The sequence below is a fragment of the Vibrio sp. SCSIO 43135 genome (genome assembly GCF_023716665.1).
Classification (GTDB): domain Bacteria; phylum Pseudomonadota; class Gammaproteobacteria; order Enterobacterales; family Vibrionaceae; genus Vibrio; species Vibrio paucivorans.
This window is the reverse complement of sequence record NZ_CP071859.1, coordinates 390,011-408,301: the sequence shown is the minus strand read 5'-3', so window position 1 is coordinate 408,301 and position 18,291 is coordinate 390,011. Positions and strand designations below refer to the sequence as shown.

General features: G+C 43.7%; 13 protein-coding genes. 3 read left to right on the top strand and 10 right to left on the bottom strand.

Annotated features, from left to right (window positions below):
* The first annotated feature begins 39 nt into the window (after nucleotides 1–39).
* Nucleotides 40–1,212, top strand: a complete 1,173-nt coding sequence (locus J4N42_RS01970) for a hypothetical protein (RefSeq protein ID WP_252029342.1) — start codon at nucleotides 40–42, stop codon at nucleotides 1,210–1,212.
* The gene (locus J4N42_RS01965; protein ID WP_252029340.1) at nucleotides 1,209–1,526 is read left to right on the top strand and encodes a hypothetical protein; all 318 of its coding nucleotides are present in this window, start codon (nucleotides 1,209–1,211) and stop codon (nucleotides 1,524–1,526) included. Before J4N42_RS01970 ends, J4N42_RS01965 begins: the two co-directional genes overlap by 4 nt.
* Before the next feature lie 81 nt (nucleotides 1,527–1,607).
* Here the strand turns inward: J4N42_RS01965 and J4N42_RS01960 are convergent, their stop codons facing one another.
* The 5 genes from J4N42_RS01960 to rraB form a co-directional block, all read right to left on the bottom strand.
* On the bottom strand, nucleotides 1,608–2,111 hold the full coding sequence (locus J4N42_RS01960; RefSeq protein WP_252029339.1) for a hypothetical protein: 504 nt from the start codon (nucleotides 2,109–2,111) through the stop codon (nucleotides 1,608–1,610).
* A gap of 5 nt (nucleotides 2,112–2,116) precedes the next feature.
* On the bottom strand, nucleotides 2,117–4,129 hold the full coding sequence (locus tag J4N42_RS01955) for a hypothetical protein (protein ID WP_252029337.1): 2,013 nt from the start codon (nucleotides 4,127–4,129) through the stop codon (nucleotides 2,117–2,119).
* A 2-nt stretch (nucleotides 4,130–4,131) separates the two neighbouring features.
* Nucleotides 4,132–5,976 carry a hypothetical protein gene (locus J4N42_RS01950; RefSeq protein ID WP_252029335.1) on the bottom strand — a complete coding sequence of 615 codons (1,845 nt, stop codon included), beginning with the start codon at nucleotides 5,974–5,976 and terminating at the stop codon, nucleotides 4,132–4,134.
* Nucleotides 5,977–5,984: 8 nt separating this feature from the next.
* Nucleotides 5,985–7,610 (bottom strand): site-specific integrase, encoded by a 1,626-nt coding sequence (locus tag J4N42_RS01945; RefSeq protein WP_252029333.1) that lies wholly within the window; start codon nucleotides 7,608–7,610, stop codon nucleotides 5,985–5,987.
* A gap of 140 nt (nucleotides 7,611–7,750) precedes the next feature.
* A complete protein-coding gene (gene rraB, locus J4N42_RS01940) occupies nucleotides 7,751–8,173 on the bottom strand; it encodes a ribonuclease E inhibitor RraB (RefSeq protein ID WP_252029331.1) in 423 nt (140 codons plus the stop codon).
* 571 nt (nucleotides 8,174–8,744) lie between these two features.
* On the opposite strand from rraB, the gene arcA reads away from it, so the two are divergent.
* Nucleotides 8,745–9,965: an arginine deiminase gene (gene arcA / locus J4N42_RS01935; RefSeq protein WP_252029329.1), complete on the top strand. Its 1,221-nt coding sequence runs from the start codon at nucleotides 8,745–8,747 to the stop codon at nucleotides 9,963–9,965.
* 94 nt (nucleotides 9,966–10,059) lie between these two features.
* Here the strand turns inward: arcA and tldD are convergent, their stop codons facing one another.
* Genes tldD through J4N42_RS01910 form a run of 5 tightly spaced genes read right to left on the bottom strand, consistent with a single transcriptional unit; the run spans nucleotide 10,060 to nucleotide 18,291 of the window.
* A complete protein-coding gene (gene tldD / locus J4N42_RS01930) occupies nucleotides 10,060–11,505 on the bottom strand; it encodes a metalloprotease TldD (protein ID WP_252029327.1) in 1,446 nt (481 codons plus the stop codon).
* Nucleotides 11,502–12,332, bottom strand: a complete 831-nt coding sequence (locus J4N42_RS01925) for a carbon-nitrogen hydrolase family protein (protein WP_252029325.1) — start codon at nucleotides 12,330–12,332, stop codon at nucleotides 11,502–11,504. The genes tldD and J4N42_RS01925 overlap by 4 nt, the downstream gene beginning before the upstream one ends.
* A gap of 22 nt (nucleotides 12,333–12,354) precedes the next feature.
* Nucleotides 12,355–16,230 (bottom strand): YhdP family protein, encoded by a 3,876-nt coding sequence (locus J4N42_RS01920; protein WP_252029324.1) that lies wholly within the window; start codon nucleotides 16,228–16,230, stop codon nucleotides 12,355–12,357.
* A gap of 10 nt (nucleotides 16,231–16,240) precedes the next feature.
* On the bottom strand, nucleotides 16,241–17,710 hold the full coding sequence (gene rng, locus J4N42_RS01915) for a ribonuclease G (protein ID WP_252029322.1): 1,470 nt from the start codon (nucleotides 17,708–17,710) through the stop codon (nucleotides 16,241–16,243).
* A 20-nt stretch (nucleotides 17,711–17,730) separates the two neighbouring features.
* Complete coding sequence (locus J4N42_RS01910) at nucleotides 17,731–18,291, bottom strand: Maf family protein (RefSeq protein WP_252029320.1); 561 nt, start codon at nucleotides 18,289–18,291, stop codon at nucleotides 17,731–17,733.

Genomic DNA, 18,291 nt, shown 5'->3' with positions numbered 1-18,291 from the left:
TTCGCCAGCAGAAAGCGTAAGGTCTTCAGGAAATGAGTTATGTTTGCAAATAAAACATCTTTCAAAAGTCTCCTCGATGCTTTCTCTCAAGCATTAGATTACGAAGTAACGATTTCTTATCTTAAACTAGCTGAAGACAAAAAAGGCCCTCAAAAGCTCCGATTTGACAGTCGAAAAAACTTGGCTTGCTATATTTTTTTCGGTCAAACAAGAGCCGAAATAGAGCAATTCTTTCATAAGACACCCAATGGTTTCATTGGTGTGAAATTTTATGTGTTTGAAGATGGCGGCCTATGTATCTTTAGCAAAGCTATACAACAGCTCCGTGAAATACATCTAGATAGTCACTTATACCTTGGAAAGAAACTAAAAGTTGATTTAACACCTTGCCAGATTCGTAACGTAATTTTCAAAACACTATGTCCGATAATTACTGAACTAGATCCTTTTTTTGCTATGGTTGAGTTCCAAGCAAGGTTAAGTTGCGACCTCAAAGTGTATGATTTCGGCGAGTGGTATGCCGATGAAGAAAGAATAAGAAACAAAGATGTACTTTCTTCCGGGCTTAGAGTTGGAAGCAAAAATTCAACGAGTACAGGTCACTACACTCCGGTTTCACTACATCATCACTTGTACCAGTACTCATTCTTCACGTCAGAAACACATAAGCTGCTTTACAAGGTTTGTCAGACGCTCATATCAGATGCACACTCCACTCCCTTTCCACTAGAGCGTAAACTTAGTCAACTTGAGCTAGCTGATATGTCGTGTAGATTTGTTGTGTCCAAGCTAGGCTTTCTAAAAGACGAGTTTATTGAGCAGCTCAAAGTGAAATTTTCAGAGAGTATAGAGCCCCCTTATTCCTCAGTAGAAGCTGAAGCCCTTAGTACTTTGGAGAGTATCAGTACCCCTATGGGAATAACTCTACTCGACGAGTGTATGCTTGACTCATCAGTAGAGTGGGTTCTAAGCACATTGTCACAAGAACGCATGACAGATTATACCTTTCCATCTTGCAGCACCTTTGGGCAAGAATTTTGCGCTAACTTGAAACAATTTTTAGATGATGGCTATGACATCGATGCTCGATGCACTCTAGATTCAATAATGAGCTACTTTGAAGCTTCTTTCGATCTCGCCATCTTGAAAGTTGATGAACAATTAAGCAAAGGATTAGGGCCCAATTTCAAAAAAACGGAGGGCTTGTCATGAGACATCATAAGCCCAATGTCGGTTGGATTACATTGCGTGTCAGTTCGGATGAACATGGCACACACTATAGAATATTCGGGTTGTGGGGCAATGGGGAATGGCGGTTGAGTAGTGGCGCTGACAGCGTTGAAACCATTGAGCACATAACTGAAAGGTCGATCTCTTGGCCACAAAGCTCTTCAATCTATGAACTAGATTTAAACCTAGAAGGGATTATTCCGGTTAGTGATAAGGTGCTCCTAGATAAGATCATCACTTCTGCCCCTCCACATTACTGCGTGGAAGTAGTCACGCTTAAACAACTTGGGGTGTAGTGCTTAACCACACGATAACAGAGACCAAAAATAGCAACTGAATCATTAGGTTACTATTTTGGGTAAGAAGTGGTAAATGATTTACCACTTCTTACCCAAACCGCATTTATAACCTTCATACTCAGCAATACTATCAGTAAGCTCCTGCTGAAGTTCATACACTCGGAACATTAACGATTTGTTCAATGTCTCAAGTTTATTATTAATTGCTATCGCCTCATCTCTCTCAATCCTATAACCTTCTTTAAGCTCGATTTGCTTGCTTAACTCATTTTTGAGTCTATCAATTTGGTCCAAATCATCTTCGAGAAGCGAAGCTGATGCAGACAAATCAGGGTTATCTAGCATTGCGTTGTATGTCTCAATCGCAGGATTAGCAACCTTACCAACGAACTCTTTGAACTTATGAATGTAGCTACGCCCTAATCCCGCTTCATTGTTGATTTTATTGAGAGTCATGCGTCCTGTGGCCTTAGTTCGCAGAGGTTTACCATTTTGGAGTCGAGCGAGAGCCCTATGAAGCTTTTCTTCAGCCGACCATGCTTTCTCTTCTTGCACCAATTCCCTTAGAGCTTTTGTATTCATTTAGGTTACTCCTTTGGAAGACTAAGAATGTCATCAGTAAATGGCGTGTAAGGTATTTCATGGGCTTCAAGCGTCATCTCTTCCACTTGAATCTTCTGCTTTAAGCCGATCAGGATTGAACTTTTCAGTGGGTCACCATTGTTAAGGTTCGTAAATTTGGCAATCAAACGCTCTCTTTGCCTAGCTATTTTTTTCGCTCCCTTATCGGTCACAACTTTATGATCACACTCTTTGATTTCCGCTCGAAATAGCTGTGAACCACACACACGATCACACGATTCATTGGTACAATAGGCACCGCTCGGCAGTTGCATGATATGAAAGTTACCACGACGAATGTTATCTTCAATTTCTGTGCGAGTCATGATGGTACTTTCACCTGTTTCCAATTTCTCTAATCGCTCTTGCAGAATTGCCTCACCTTTGACTCCGCTCAAATGCTCACTTTCATTGTAAATCTCATCGAAGATATCCACTCCCAAATCAATACCCGCCTCTTTCAAGTCATTGAGTGTCTCATCATCCATTAGGAGGTCATTGAACTGTGCAAGTATCGCATTATTAGCGTAGTAACCAGACATATTGATGTTTTGGTGTTTGAATTGAAATTTTATCCCCGAAGCGGTACCAAACCCGTAGCGCACAAAAAAGACGGCGAATGTCCTTCTAAAGTCATGAGAGCTCAAACCATCGTATGTACCGCCAACTCTGAATTGTCCTTCTATTGAAGGGTTTAGCGTATTAAACTCTTCAACATCCCCTAACGTCGCCTTGTAGGACAAGTTTTTTACCAATCTTTTCAATGACTTGGAAGGGTTAAATATGTAATTATCACCATATTGTCGTGTAGCTCTAGGTATCAAAAATGCTGAACACAATTGCTTTCTCATGTGCTCAACTCTTTTTGCAGACTCACCTTCGGCTTCTTTTTTATCAACACAATGGTGAAAAAGCTCGCGAGTTGACTCCATCATGTCATAAGCCAACTCTAGCGCTATACTTGCAACATAGTGTGATTGCCAAGTGGTGACCGTAGGTATTCCATTATGCCCCTTACTTGTTTCGCCTGTAAGTATGGTCACTGGCTTACCGTTAACCATTATTGTATCTACGCTGTCTTTGCTAAAGGATACGGCCTCTCCAATTCTGACACCGGAGAAGCCTTGGATCACTACTAAACAGCTAGTCAGAATGTCAGCCAAGTCAGTAGCGTGAAGGTCCACCTTAAAATCAGGAATACTGTGGTCGATCTTCTTTAAAGCCCTTGTCGTTCGGCCTCGTTTGGATCGCTCGGTCATTAATAAATCTCGGCCAGATCCACGACCATCTTTAGAGAATTTTTCACCATCCTTAATTCGCCTCTGAATGTCATAGGCTTCCCCCATCGCCAATGAAATATCATGACGATACGGGTGATATTTTTCAATCGTTTCTAAAGCATGGTTCATGATGCGTTGATACAACTTATGCGGAATAGCGACGTGCTGTTTAAAACCTTTCCCCATTGAACATTTTTTTAATGCTTGGACATCAACATATGAGCTAAGCAAACCAACATCAGTCAGTTTATTTAATGCTGAAAGAATTTGATTTATGATTGAATCGCCAAACTTTCTGCGTTTAAGACTACGGGTAAATGATTTCCACTTTTTAGCGTTATTTAAATGACTCCAATCTGTACCCTCCAAGCTATCTGCAATGTTCTGTAGCCTTGTTTTCATTATATTCATTTGATTGACAGATAGAGGTAATGAATCATGTCTTTTGGAATGGTGATAGAACTTATATAACGCATCTTGTATATCATTGACATATTCAGGCTTGGTAGCATCAAAGCTCACGGTTAATGGATAACGAACACCAACAGTATGCCGCGGTGAAAAATCCCATTTCTTAACATGGTATGGCTTATCTTTTACGTCGAGCCTGCCTAGCCCCTCGATTAAGAATGCCGTTTCGGACTTCTGAACGGGAACGGACGGAACAGCGTTATCTTGCTTATTGAGTTTGTCATTCACTGTTAAAACGTCTCCAGTAAGTCCATTAGGCTATACCCATCGCTATAAAGTGGGTGAGGGGCTTCACTGTGCATTTCTAGCGCTTGGGTGTAACTATCAGGCGCAACCTCTTTAAAATCCTTTAAAATCGATTCTATGGTGTTACATAGCTTATAAAACTTATCCGTTGGCAAGCTGTTAATCGCGGGATAATCCTTCATTTCCTCTAGCGTATCGTTAAAAGAGAGCATTAACCAAATATCCTCTACCTCAGATACTAATCGATGATAAGGACATTCAAAGCATCCTAGGAAATCGGTGCAGCGTTGCTCCTTTTTTGGCTGTTTGACGCCCATGTTTTCAAGGTTTTTCTTAATCCTTGTGGCAAGGCCTTGCGAGGAATCCTTGCAGCGAACACCAAGCGGGGTTTGAGTGTCGTTCGCTGTTTCTTCCTTACGCAACCTTTTGTAGTCGTAGTTGCTCAGTACATTTGCATGATTAAACTTCGATTTATTAGCAGCCTCATGAGGATCGGTACCATTTTTCGAAAAGTCGTACAGCGCCTCACCATTTGCCGCCAAGCTAGTTCTATGATCGCTTTTGTTGCCATCAGAATAATTAAGTCCAATGACTTCAATTGAGTTATTCGCTGACATCGACACTACCCAGATGTCTTGCGTAACTTTCATTAGTGTATCAATCTTTGTTTGGCGAAGTTTTGAAGGTGTTACGTGTACAAGCCCCAATTTCTTTGTGTGAATATTGATGTGCTTTTGAGGGGAGCCCTGACCTGCTTCAACCCACCCTTGAATGTCACCTGATTCCTTAAAATAAGGAAACAACCATTCAGTTCCAGAATCTTTTTGAAATTCCATCGAGATTTCTAGCCATTGATGGAAAAACTCTTGGGTCTTTTTATGGAAACCAAGCGAAGTATCAAAGTTCAAATAATTTGCACGCGCCTTAGTCATATCAAAGTAGACTTTGCCATTCGATATGGTCGTAAACCGAATGTCACTAAAACGAAGATTTAAAAGGGGCGTTGTGTTTTGCCCTGTGAAGCAAAATGCGAGCATCGCGGCCAATCGGGAAAAATGGTTGCGCACTGAATTCTCGCTTCTAATAGCTGATTTAAAACTATGTTTATAGGCTGCTTTTTCCCGGGGACTCCACTCATTTATCACAGCCTGTTGATTAAAAAGTTCTTCACTCCAAAGTGGATGAATGTCGAGCTTAGTACCTTCTAAAAAATGATCTCTAAATTTAGCAAATGCCGCAATAAACCGCCGAACAAGAGGCTTAAACTCCCCATCAACATCTATACCTTCATGTGAAGTGCATTGTTTTTTAACACCTTTTATTGATTTTAATTGCTTTGCCTCTGCTGTACGGTTATTAAATCTAAGAAAAAAACTAAGCATCCCTTTAGAGCTATTCCACGTGGCTAACTTCTGCTCACCTCGACTACATCTTTCTTGTTGATAATTCATGAAAGCTATGTATAGGTCAGAGGAAAAGTAGTCTCCATCAATAGGCTCTAGGTGATTGCTATCCATCCAGCGAATATACTTTTTCAGCTCAAAAAAATAACCTTGCTTTGAACGGTTGAAATCCGTTTTTAGAATACGATAGACATCACGGACAAAAGCACCTCTACCCGCAACAGGTATATAATCTACACCCTCAATTTTTTCGCCTCGCTGAGAATAGTTAGGAGCACCTTTATATAACAACTGAATAAAATAAGTTGTAGTGCCGTTACATTTCAGCTTCAACTTATCCAAGTGAAGTGGTTCAACCATTGCGTCTGGTGTCTCATAAAAATCCTCATCAAGAAGAACTTGCTTTGAGCTATTTTTGCGACTCATTTTTTCCTTTACCCCCTAAGCTTTTTAGCCGCTTCTTCGAACTCAGGTAGATCATCCAAGTCGCTTTCTTCATCGAAGATACCAACGTAATCCAACACATCTTCCCAAATTTCGTCCCCTGTAGGCTTATCTTGAGCAATTTGCAGATAAAGCAGTGTGGTGGATAAATCTTCATGACCAAGAAATGCTGATACTATTTTTAGAGCCTCGTCCGCATCTATTTTCTTTATCAATGTCCGAAAGGCCGAGACCGCAAAGGTAGAGCGTAAGTTGTGAACCACAGCATCAATTTCATTCGGCAAATTAACGGCGGCTGTCTTTCTGACTTCATTCCATCGGGTATTAATTTCTTCCAGTTTCTTAAAGAACGGCACGCCAGAGTTACTAATGAAAAGGTATTGTTTGTTTTCATCAACACCATCAACCCCATCAAAGTAGGCATCGTGACCTGCCTCTCTCTCAGCCCTACACCTTTCTTTAAATTTCGCTAAGCGTTTTTTGTACCTTGGGGATTTGCTGTAGTTGTATAGTTCGAGCATCAATGAACTAGGAATGATGGTGCGTCGAGATTTATTGTTGTAACCACTACTCGGGGCTTTTGTGAGTGACCCATATTGGTCGCCCACACCAAGCCTTAATATAGTGCTTTTCATATCAGGACGAACAACTTGCCCAAGATGCAAGCTTGCACCTTCCTCCTTGCGAAGCCCTGTGTAGCGGTAGAGGAGAATCAACAAGCAATACTCTTCAGGTAGGCTAACAAACTTTTCTTCGCGATTGACATTCTTAATGACTCGCTTAGTGTGAACCAGAATATTCTTAACCTCTTTCCATTCACTGTTTGTCAGTGGCTTTAGGTCACGCCTTGCATTAGGCAGTTTACCACCATCGTTTTGCTTTGATTTTGCAAAAATTAGTTTTAAATCAGTAGATTGAATCTCTTTGCATCTATATGCACGCATGTGCGCACCACTGTTTTCGATGTTGATTAGAAGTGTTTCGAACTCAAACGGAGGGTTGTTAAACTTCATCCCATGTCTGAGGTGATGTTTATAAAACTCTACCACTGAACGTACATATGATACTGCGGTAGTTTTAGCTAACCCTGTACCATTTAGCGTTGCCCTTTTGACTGCATCTCTGTACATGAATGTGGCGCGTAGGTTTTTCCTGCGAGCAAACTTATCCCAAGCAGGACGAGGAGGGTCGATTAAAGGATCGTAATCTTCATTGTCATATTTACTATCCCACTTCGCTTGAGCATCCAAGATAAACCTGAAATAGTGAGTTAGTGCCTTAGAGGTTTGTTGAGACTCTTCTGCCTCTCTCTCAACATGCTTTGCAAGAATGAATTCATTAACGCAATCCAGAGGCTCATATGAAACCAGTTTTCCCTTGGTGAAAATAGTGTTGCCATACTTATCTTTCATCGGCTTACCCTTCTCATCAACTCGTTTCTGCTTCTCGTAACCAACCAAGTTCAAGAAGATAACCTTCTTAATATGAACGTGACTTTCTTGGTTACGAGAGTATTCATATTGAAGCTCACCATTGCCATCAGCGAACACCAAAGGCTTTCTATAAGTGAAAGGCTTTAATGTTTTTGTCTTGATGTCGTAAATAATTTCGGTCATTTGAATATCACCAACTCATTATCTAATTAACATTAAAACTACCACACATTCTCACCCTAAAAAGTCGTATGGATTTCAAAAGAGAAATTAGAGTAAAAAAAAACCTCACCATGTGGCGAGGTTCTCAATATTTCTCACTTTCACTCTTCATCAGAATCGTAGGGGTCGTCATCACCTTCAGAATCGTAGGGGTGTTCGTAGTAAGTACCCCAACCGTCATAGATGATGTCGTACTTCTCAGCAAGGTGGATAAGTTTTTCAACTTGAGCATCAATGGTTTCTGCATTTAGTACTGACTGCATAGTCGCATCACAGCAAAGTAGCTTGTTGCCATCTTCGTCTTCCGTTTCTTCCGCTTCTAGTACTTCAAAACCCATCTTAAACGCTTCGACTACCGCTTTTTCTAGCGTATCAAAGTCTTCTGCAAACAGGTGGTGTTCGATCTCGTACATCGCATCTGGATCACTGCCATCTTCTAATAGTGCTTGAACGATGTCGCGAGTCTCTTCCTTTTGAATCTCAATTAATTCTTCGACTGATAGATATTCATCTTCATGAGACATAAGTGCTGCTCCAGATAGTGGTCATAGGATCAAATTCAATTGAGGCGAAATATGGCACGGATCGCGTTGAAATGCCACCAACAACCGCAACAAGTCGTCATCTTTTTACTTAGGAACAAGTGGATCAATCTGAAATCCCTCAGATCGACCTCTCAGAAACAGAAATTTAACAATTCGATACTCTGACCACTATTTAGAGTTTTGTATTTATCCTGCTCGCAATAGTAACCAAGTAAAAGTGAGTGAATATGAATTTGCTCTGCATAGCTTATACAAGAGTGGTATTGCATAAACAGTTAACATTTTCGGACATCTTGCGCTTATGTGAATGACTATGCGCAATTATCTCCATTGATATGTTCCCAACCGCTAGAGATAAACGAATAGAAACGCAGAAAACACCACTAGGAAGAACCCACCTAAAATTAGACTAAAAATCTAAAAAATATAATTTTGACTAATTTTCCACCAAAAGTTTACTGATTGTTAGCATCTCAATCTAAACAAGGGGCTTGCATCTTTATAACAAGCTTGTCATAAATACGCTCAGGAACAAAAGTAAGGATACAAAATGAGTAAGTTGTACGTTGGATCTGAAGTAGGTCAGCTAAGACGAGTACTGTTAAACCGACCAGAACGCGCCCTCACCCACTTAACACCATCAAACTGTCACGAACTTCTGTTTGATGACGTATTGGCAGTAGAAGCAGCAGGTGAAGAACACGATGCATTTGCCGATACGCTAACCAAGCAAGGCGTAGAAGTGCTGTTACTGCACGATCTATTGGTGGAAACATTGGCTGTGACAGAAGCTCGTGAGTGGCTACTCAATACACAGATCTCCGATTTCCGCTACGGGCCAACCTTTGCGAGAGATCTACGTAATTACTTATCGCAAATGGATAACGAGCACCTTGCGACAGTGTTGCTGGGTGGATTAGCCTATTCAGAATTGAAACTGAAATCTTCTTCTATGCTGCCTAAAATGCATAGACCACTCGATTTTGTCATTGAGCCGCTACCAAACCACCTCTTCACTCGTGATACCTCATGTTGGGTATATGGTGGTGTATCACTTAACCCAATGATGAAGCCTGCGCGTCAACGTGAAACCAACCACCTGCGAGCCATTTATCGCTGGCACCCGGTTTTTGCAGGGCAAGACTTCATTAAATACTTCGGTGACGAAGACCTTCACTACGACAACGCTAACATTGAAGGCGGTGATGTACTGGTTATTGGTAAAGATGCAGTTTTGATCGGCATTTCTGAGCGCACAACGCCACAAGGTGTAGAGAACCTAGCCGCAAACCTGTTTAAACACGGTCAGGCCAAGCAGGTGATCGCGGTAGATCTTCCGAAGCACCGTTCTTGTATGCATCTTGATACAGTAATGACTCATATGGACATTGACACTTTCTCTGTCTACCCAGAGATCATGCGTAAAGATCTTGATACTTGGCGCCTAACACCAAAAGACGACGGCGAAATGAAGGTGGAGAAAGTACCTAGCTACATTCATGCAATTGAAGAAGCGCTTGGCTTAGATTATTTGAAGATCATTACCACCGGTGGCGATAGCTACGAAGCTGAGCGTGAGCAATGGAACGACGCCAATAACGTACTGACTGTGAAACCAGGGGTTGTGATTGGCTATGAACGTAATGTGTACACCAATGAGAAATACGACAAGGCAGGGATTGAAGTTCTGACTATTCCAGGTAACGAACTCGGCCGTGGCCGTGGTGGTGCACGCTGTATGAGTTGCCCAATTGAACGTGATGCTATCTAGTGAATTAACGTAACCTAGAATAACTCCTAATAAAAAAGCTGCGAAAGGTCGTCTCGCAGCTTTTTTCTATCTACTGTACGTTGAAAGATAGGCGTTACTCAGTACCACCGACAGTGAGCGCATCCAACTTCAAGGTCGGCTGACCAACCCCAACAGGGACACTTTGGCCTGCTTTTCCACACACACCGACGCCGCGGTCAATGCTCAGGTCGTTACCCACCATAGACACTTGCTGCATCGCTTCAATACCAGAACCAATTAGCGTTGCACCTTTAACAGGGCGAGTGATCTTACCATCTTCGATTAGATATGCTTCCGAAGCAGAGAATACAAACTTACCAGAAGTAATATCCACTTGGCCGCCACCAAAGTTTGGAGCATAAAGGCCTTTTTTCACCGTCGAGATGATTTCTTCAGGCGCATGCTGACCAGGCAACATATAAGTGTTGGTCATACGTGGCATTGGCAGGTGTGCATAGGATTCACGGCGGCCATTACCAGTCGGGTTGACTCCCATCAAACGCGCATTGAGCTTGTCTTGCATATAGCCTTTCAGTACCCCGTTTTCAATCAAGGTATTGTATTGACCATTCACGCCCTCGTCATCGACGTTAAGCGAACCACGCAAATCTTTTAGCGTACCATCATCAACGATAGTACAAAGATCAGAAGTCACTTTTTCTCCCACTTTACCGGAGAAAACCGACGACTCTTTACGGTTAAAATCGCCTTCTAAGCCATGACCTACTGCTTCATGCAGTAGAACACCTGGCCAACCAGAGCCTAGAACGACTGGCATTGTTCCGGCTGGCGCAGCAACCGCTTCCAAGTTAACTAGCGCTTGGCGAATCGCTTCATCGGCAAACTGGTACGCAATCTGGGTCCCTTCTTGGCTACCTAAGAAGAAATCGTAGCCAAATCGACCACCACCACCAGCGCTACCACGCTCACGGCGATCGCCCTTCTGAGCTAACACGCTAATAGAAAGACGAACCAATGGCCTAATATCGCCTGCGTAAGTCCCGTCGGTCGCCGCCACTAACATTTGTTCATGAACACCGCTCAGGCTCACCGATACTTCTTGAATCAAAGGCTCTTTGGTTCGGATATACGCATCCAGCTCTTTTAACAGTTCAGTCTTTTGCTGCTTCTGCCAGCTATCTAGAGGGTTAACCGCATCATAGTAAGTCTGGTTTTCGTTGCGCTTAAACGCTTGAACTTTGCCATTTTGACCCTGTTGGGCAATACCACGAGCTGCGATTGCACTCTGTTTCAGGCCTTCCAATTGGATTTGATCTGAGTAGGCAAAGCCTGTCTTCTCTCCTGTGACAGCACGAACACCGACACCACGATCGATATTGAATGAACCATCTTTAATGATGCTGTCTTCCAGCACCAAAGACTCATGCCAGCTCGATTGAAAGTAAATGTCCGCATAATCAATCTGACGGGTAGCTATACTGGCAAGAGTATCTGCGATGTCTTGCTCTGTCAGACCTGCTGGACTTAGCAGTGCATCTTCAATGCGATTAATTGTCATATTCTGCTCTTAGTTTTAAATGTATTTTCAAAGCGAGTGTGTTGACCCACTGGCATGTTTTTACGAATATCTTCGACGATTGCTAAATCGATTTCAGTAATGGCGCTCGCAGTTTCTCCCGCTAAGCTTAAAATGACCTCCCCCCACGGAGAGATCACCATTGAATGACCCCACGTTTCTCTGCCACACGGGTGAACACCGGTTTGATTGACAGCGATTACCCACGCTTGCGTTTCAATTGCTCGAGCACGCAGCAATGTTTCCCAATGCGCTTTGCCCGTAACGGCAGTAAACGCCGCCGGCACAATTAAGATCTGCGCCCCTTTCTGAACCAATTCAGAGTAAAGGTGTGGGAAACGTACATCGTAGCAAATGGATAAACCTAAGATACCTAGCGATGTCTCAGCGGTAACCACTTGATTACCGGCAGAAAAAGTTTCGGATTCTCGGTAGCGTTTATGGCCATCTTCGACATCGACATCAAACATATGCAGTTTATCGTAATGTGCAGTAAGGCGGCCATCCGGATTAAACAACAGACTCGTTGTTGTCACACCGTTTAGTGTGGCAATTGGCATACTGCCAACCAATAACCATATTTTGTTATTTGCAGCTAATTGGCTCAGCCGGTCTTGCAGCTCTCCACTACCAAGAGGTTCGGCGCACAAGTGGTAATCTTGTTTATTACCAAACACCAGTGCATTTTCTGGTGTCACGATTAGCTTTGCTCCTTGCTCGGCCAATCGTGTCACTTCTTGTTCAATATACGCTATGTTTTGCAGTGGCTCTGGGCCAGAGGTCATTTGGATCAGACCAACACTTTCCATGTTATTACCCACTCTACCTTCGTTACTTTTCTTGTGCGTCCTTACGTAACTCTTCCGGAAGTTTAAACTCACCTTTGCTACGAGAAAGTTCGCTCACCACAGGATTATCAAGTGGTCCTTTTACTTCATAGTTAACCTGAGTAAAGACTTCAACCACTGGCGATATCACGGTAGTAATCGCTAGAACATACAACGCGGTTTGCGGTGCGACCGCAAATGCCGTCAGCATTGGTATACCGGATGTGACATCAGGAATAAAGTTCACCGATGCGTCTACGGTTTTCGTATTCAGATCAGCAAGACCCTTAATGTTCATCTCACCAGCAACGGCGTCCATGGTAATGTCATTGGTCACGAATATACCGTTACGAATTTCGCCACTGCCTGTAATCGAGTTAAACGCCATACCACCATCAAATACATCAGAGAAGTCGAGCTGCATTTTCCGGATAATAGAATCTAGACTAAATAATCCTAACAAGCGCGCCGCGCCGCTGACATCAGAAACAATGCCTTTGCCGAGCTTCGATTTCACTGTACCGGATAAACTCGACACACTCATAGACCAAGGGGCGCCCTCCCATTCAAGCTGCGCATCAAGATCAAACGGGGCTTTTTGAATACCTGAGCTGATACCAAAGCGCTCCATCAAATCACTGTTGTTTTCACCACTCAATGTCACATCAAAATTGGTATGGCTACGCTCATCAGTTAATTCCCAAGCGCCTGTAATATCAATGGCGTTACTGCCGCTTCGTACCGAGAATTTTTTCCACTCGAGCTTATCGCCTTGGCGCTGCAAATCGACATTGACCTTGCCTACTTTGTACCCCTGCAGCCAGAAATCATCGATAGCTAGGGTTAAGTTTGGCATAGCATCATGGAACTCGCGGTCAAAAGACGAAATTGCTCCAGGTTTTTGCGTATGCGCACTCAGTAGAGATTTATCTTTTAGCTCACGGTCTAGTGCAGGCAGATAGATGTGTAAGTTATCGAGCGACACAGATAGGTCATACGGTTCGATGTAATTCGCTTCGCCCGATGCCTCCTGGCTTTGCAATTCAAAGTACCAGCCTAAGTTTTTCTTTCGCGCAGAGAAGTCCACGTCGTGCCACTCTATATTGGCGAGCGTCAATTCTCCCACATTCATCTTCACTCGCTGCGGAAGCGGGATAGTAGGGGTATTCAGTTCATCGAGTTTGGCTTTTTGCTTAGGCTCAGATTTACTGTTCGAAATACTCAGCCAATCATCAAGGTTAAACTTATCCGTTCGCACTTGAGCATGGTGGCCAACAACAGGGCTAATTCGGAAGTTACCTTTGCCCACCACCAAGTTAGATGCGGTTAGAACCGGTGTCTCCGGGCGAATATCAATTTCCGCTTGGTATTTCGCATTGGGTAGCTGCAGGCGAGCAGTGATTGACTCTTGGTTACCCGATGCTTGTAATCGCGCCTGCCCTGTTTCATTGACTGATTTTGTCAATGGATAAGGGTAGTCACTTTTCAGCATTTTCAAATCGGCAACCGAATCGATCTGATAAGTAAAACCCACGTCATTCAGCTGAATATTGACGTCCATTTGCCATGGCGCATGTCCTGACAATAACCCTAGTCGATGCTCACCCACATAGGGTGTAAGTGGTTTTATGTCCCAATCACCCAGCACGTCAATATCGACCGCATAACCAGAACCAGCATTTTCACTAGAAAAATCAATCGAGATAGGTTGGCTTAATAGGTTCGCAGACAACCCCGCGGCATTAACGACATCATTATCAAATTCAACGCGGCCACTCACCGATTCTAAAGTCATTGGCGGCGCATCAATCTCAACATGATTATCTTGCAAGTCAGCATAGCCCCAAGCTCTAGATTCTCGTTCTCCATCAAACGGGATATACAGCTGAAAGCTAGAGCTCACTTCCCCACCAACTTGAATCGCGGTAAGTGCAGCCCCCACAGAATCCACCAGCGGTGAGGCTGTCATATAATCTCGGACAGCATTGCCTTGAGCGACAGCACTGGCTTCAATTTCAATATGCCCGCCGCCTTCCAACACTGGGATTCGCCCTGTAATCCGACTGGCTTTCACATCCATCAAAGTCGCATCACGTGAGTCCAAATGCATCGCATCGTTTTCAAACAGCAGATCCAGCTGTAAATCAGTGATCGGTGGCCAAGCAGTATCGAAGCTGAACTTGGCATTTTCTAACCCAACCCAAGCTTGGAACATGCCGTTATTATCGCTGTACGGGAAATCACCTAACTCGCCGTACCAAAGCAGTTTTGCTGTATCGACTTTACCGGCTTGAATAGCCGTAGAAAGGTAGTCAGTAAGGCTTTGTCCCATCGCTAATGTCGGTAAGTAACGCCACGTTTGGCTTGCGTTATAAAGATCCGCTTCCGCATAAAAAGATAGAAATGGGCTACGACCTTCAGGGAAATCTAAGCGAAATGCACCTAAGACTTGTAAGTCTGGTGTTGCACCAGTGACCTTATCAGCCCAAAGCGACCAGCCATCCTGATTGTTTTGCCACACAATATCGACCTGGGCTTGGCGGATGTTCAGTGGTGCTTGGAACACATCACCATAAGGCAATACATCATCAATCAAAGTAACCGATGCTTTAGCTTGTTCGGTGTTACCTGTAATTTTCGCGCCTAAATGATGCACTTCTGGTAACAGCTCCCACTGCGCCATTGCACCATTCGAGATAGACGCCGAGTAGCGAAGTGAATCTGCGGCCTTGCCTTGTGAGATTCTTAAATCTTCAAGTAAACCGCCCAACTGGAATTTATCGAGCAGCTCAGAGGTTTTATTTGAGTCCGGCGCAAGCTTAACCAGCGGGGTAATAGCGCCAATGTCGAGTTGGGACACATTGAGCCGCCATTCGCCCTGCTGCCATTCAAACGCAGCATCTAGCTCAGGCCATTGTGTGTCGTCGGTACGAAGGTTCAGTGAATGGGCGTTAACTACCCAACCATTTTCAACAGGAAGGAGCTTAACAACCCCTGATTCAATGATAAGTTCGTGCTGTGAGCCTTCCGTCCAAGTAAGCTCAGAAGGACGAAGTTCAACATAAGCATCTATCGGCTGGTTATGCGAAAGGGTTATCCAACTGCTAAAACTAACCTGGCCTTTATCAATTCCCGTTTCAGTTTGTAGGTACTCACTTAACCAAGGCGTAATCAGAATATTTTCTGCTGATACATAGAAATCACCCGATACATCATTCAACGAGCCATGATCGGTAAAGTCTGCACTAACCAAGATAGAGTTTAGTGTCGTATCAGGGATGCTGACCACCCCTTCCGCTTGGTGATTACTACCATCATTTTGCCAGCGAAGTTTTTCGATATCTAACTGACGAGTATCACCATCCAACGCTTTATAGATGATATTTGAGTCTAGCAGTGAGAAATCATCAAGTTGCCTTAAGAATAAGCGATCAATCTTTGTAAGCGTATCGCTATCTTGCTCAGTACTGCTGTCTTCGCCGTTTTGAGAGTTGAGAAGATCAACCGAGCTCACATCCAGCTTCAACTGATGGATCGTTAAGTCGGCGACAACCGGTTGCATGCGAAAGAGTGATTGGATCAAATCAAACTCAATATCCAGCTTTGCCGTCGAAAAGTGGATTTCAGAGTTGTCTGGTAGCTGAGCAGTTATGCCTTGAAGTGAAATTGAAGGATGGGTGTTACGCCAAAACCCCGTCACGCTCTCGATTTTAAAATCAATGCTACTGACTTGGGTGACCCACGTTTGTATCTCACCTTGAAAGCGATTGAGTTGTGGTAGCGTCACGCGCAGCGCGGTGACAGCAATGGCGAGAATCACCAAAAATGTCACCACACACCAAAGAATAAAGCGTGAAATACGAGTAAAACTTAGGCTCACAAAACTTCCATTACATCATAACGACGTCAAATTGCTCTTGGACGTATAGCGGCTCTGCTTGGATGCGAACTTGTTTGCCAATAAAGACTTCCAGCTCAGCAAGAGCGTGTGATTCATCACCTTCAAGCGTTTCTGCAACAGCTGGGGCTGCATAAACAACAAACTTGTCTGCGTCGTAAGCTCTATTCACGCGCGTGATTTCACGTAAGATCTCAAAACATACGGTTTCCACCGTTTTCACACTGCCACGTCCTTCACAAGTTGGACAGCTAGAACACAGTACATGTTCAATACTTTCGCGAGTGCGCTTACGCGTCATTTCCACCAGGCCAAGCTGAGTGAAACCATTGATGTTGGTTTTCACGCGATCTTTGTCCAGTGCAGCCTCCAAAGAGGTGATTACACGTTTACGATGCTCTTCGGACATCATATCGATGAAATCAATAATGATGATACCACCTAGGTTGCGCAACCTGAGCTGTCGAGCAATAGCCTGAGTCGCTTCAACATTGGTATTGAAGATGGTTTCTTCTAAATTTCGACGGCCAACAAATGCTCCAGTATTGATATCTACCGTGGTCATTGCTTCGGTTTGATCAATGATTAAGTAACCACCGGACTTGAGCTCTACTTTGCGTTCCAATGAACGCTGAATTTCATTTTCGGTGTCGTACATATCAAAGATAGGTTTGTCACCTTCGTAGAGCTCCAGCTTGTCGGTTAGCTCAGGAACGTATTCAGAGGTAAATTCACGTAGGTTTTCGAACTCCAAACGTGAATCAACTAAAATCTTGTTCAATTCAGTGCCCACAAAATCACGCAAGATTCGCTGAGATAGACCTAACTCACCATACAGCGTTGCACGAGTTTTGTATTTGCTGCGACGCTCAAGCACTTTAGACCACAAACGCTTGAGGAAAGCAGCGTCTTGAGACAGCTCTTTTTCATCGGCCCCTTCTGCGGCGGTACGAATTATAAAGCCGCCGTGTTCGTCACAGTAATCTGCTACGACTTTTTTGAGGCGATCTCTTTCGGCTTCGCTGTCGATACGTTGCGATACACCAACGTGACTAGCACCAGGCATGAAAACTAAGTAGCGAGATGGAAGAGTAATATCAGTGGTTAAGCGCGCGCCTTTTGTTCCAAGTGGGTCTTTCACCACTTGCACAACAATGTCTTGCCCTTGTCTAACCAATTCAGAAATATCACGAACCTGGAATTGCTGTTTCTCGTTTTCCGCCACACATTCAGTGTGAGGGACAATATCGGAAGCATGCAGAAAAGCGGCCTTATCTAGGCCAATATCAACGAAAGCTGCTTGCATCCCCGGTAGCACTCGGCTGACTTTACCTTTATAGATATTACCAACAATGCCACGCTTGGCTTCGCGCTCAATATGAATCTCTTGAAGAACCCCGCCTTCAATCATCGCCACGCGAGTTTCACTCGGCGTAACGTTTAACAGCAACTCTGCACTCATGAGCGCACCTCAATTATAATTTATAAGAATTCTTGCAAGAGCTGGTCAGTTTCAAATAACGGCAAGCCTACTACAGCGTAGTAGCTGCCTTCGATTCTAGTGACAAATCGTCCACCTAAACCTTGAATCCCATAACTGCCAGCTTTATCGCATGGTTCCCCTGTTTGCCAATATTGTTCGATCTCTTTTTCTGACAAGGGTTTAAACCATACGTCGGTAGTCACAACTACCGAGCGAAATGTGTGTGTGTTTGCTACCGTAACAGCGGTCATTACTTGATGCTGTTTACCAGAAAGGCCTAATAGCATTCGCTTTGCATCCGCAAAGTCTTTTGGCTTTTCTAAAACTTGATCGTCTTGAACCACGATAGTGTCGGAGCCAATGACCACACTGTCATTATCTTGGGCCGCAACCCCAGCTAGAGCTTTATCTTTCGATAAACGCTTAACATATTGGAATGGCGACTCAGCCGGCTCTCGTCGTTCTTCAACGTCATTACTCGCAACGTCAAAGGTGTAGCCTAATTGCGCAAGCAATTCTTTACGACGAGGTGAGCCTGAAGCAAGTACTAATTTAGTCAT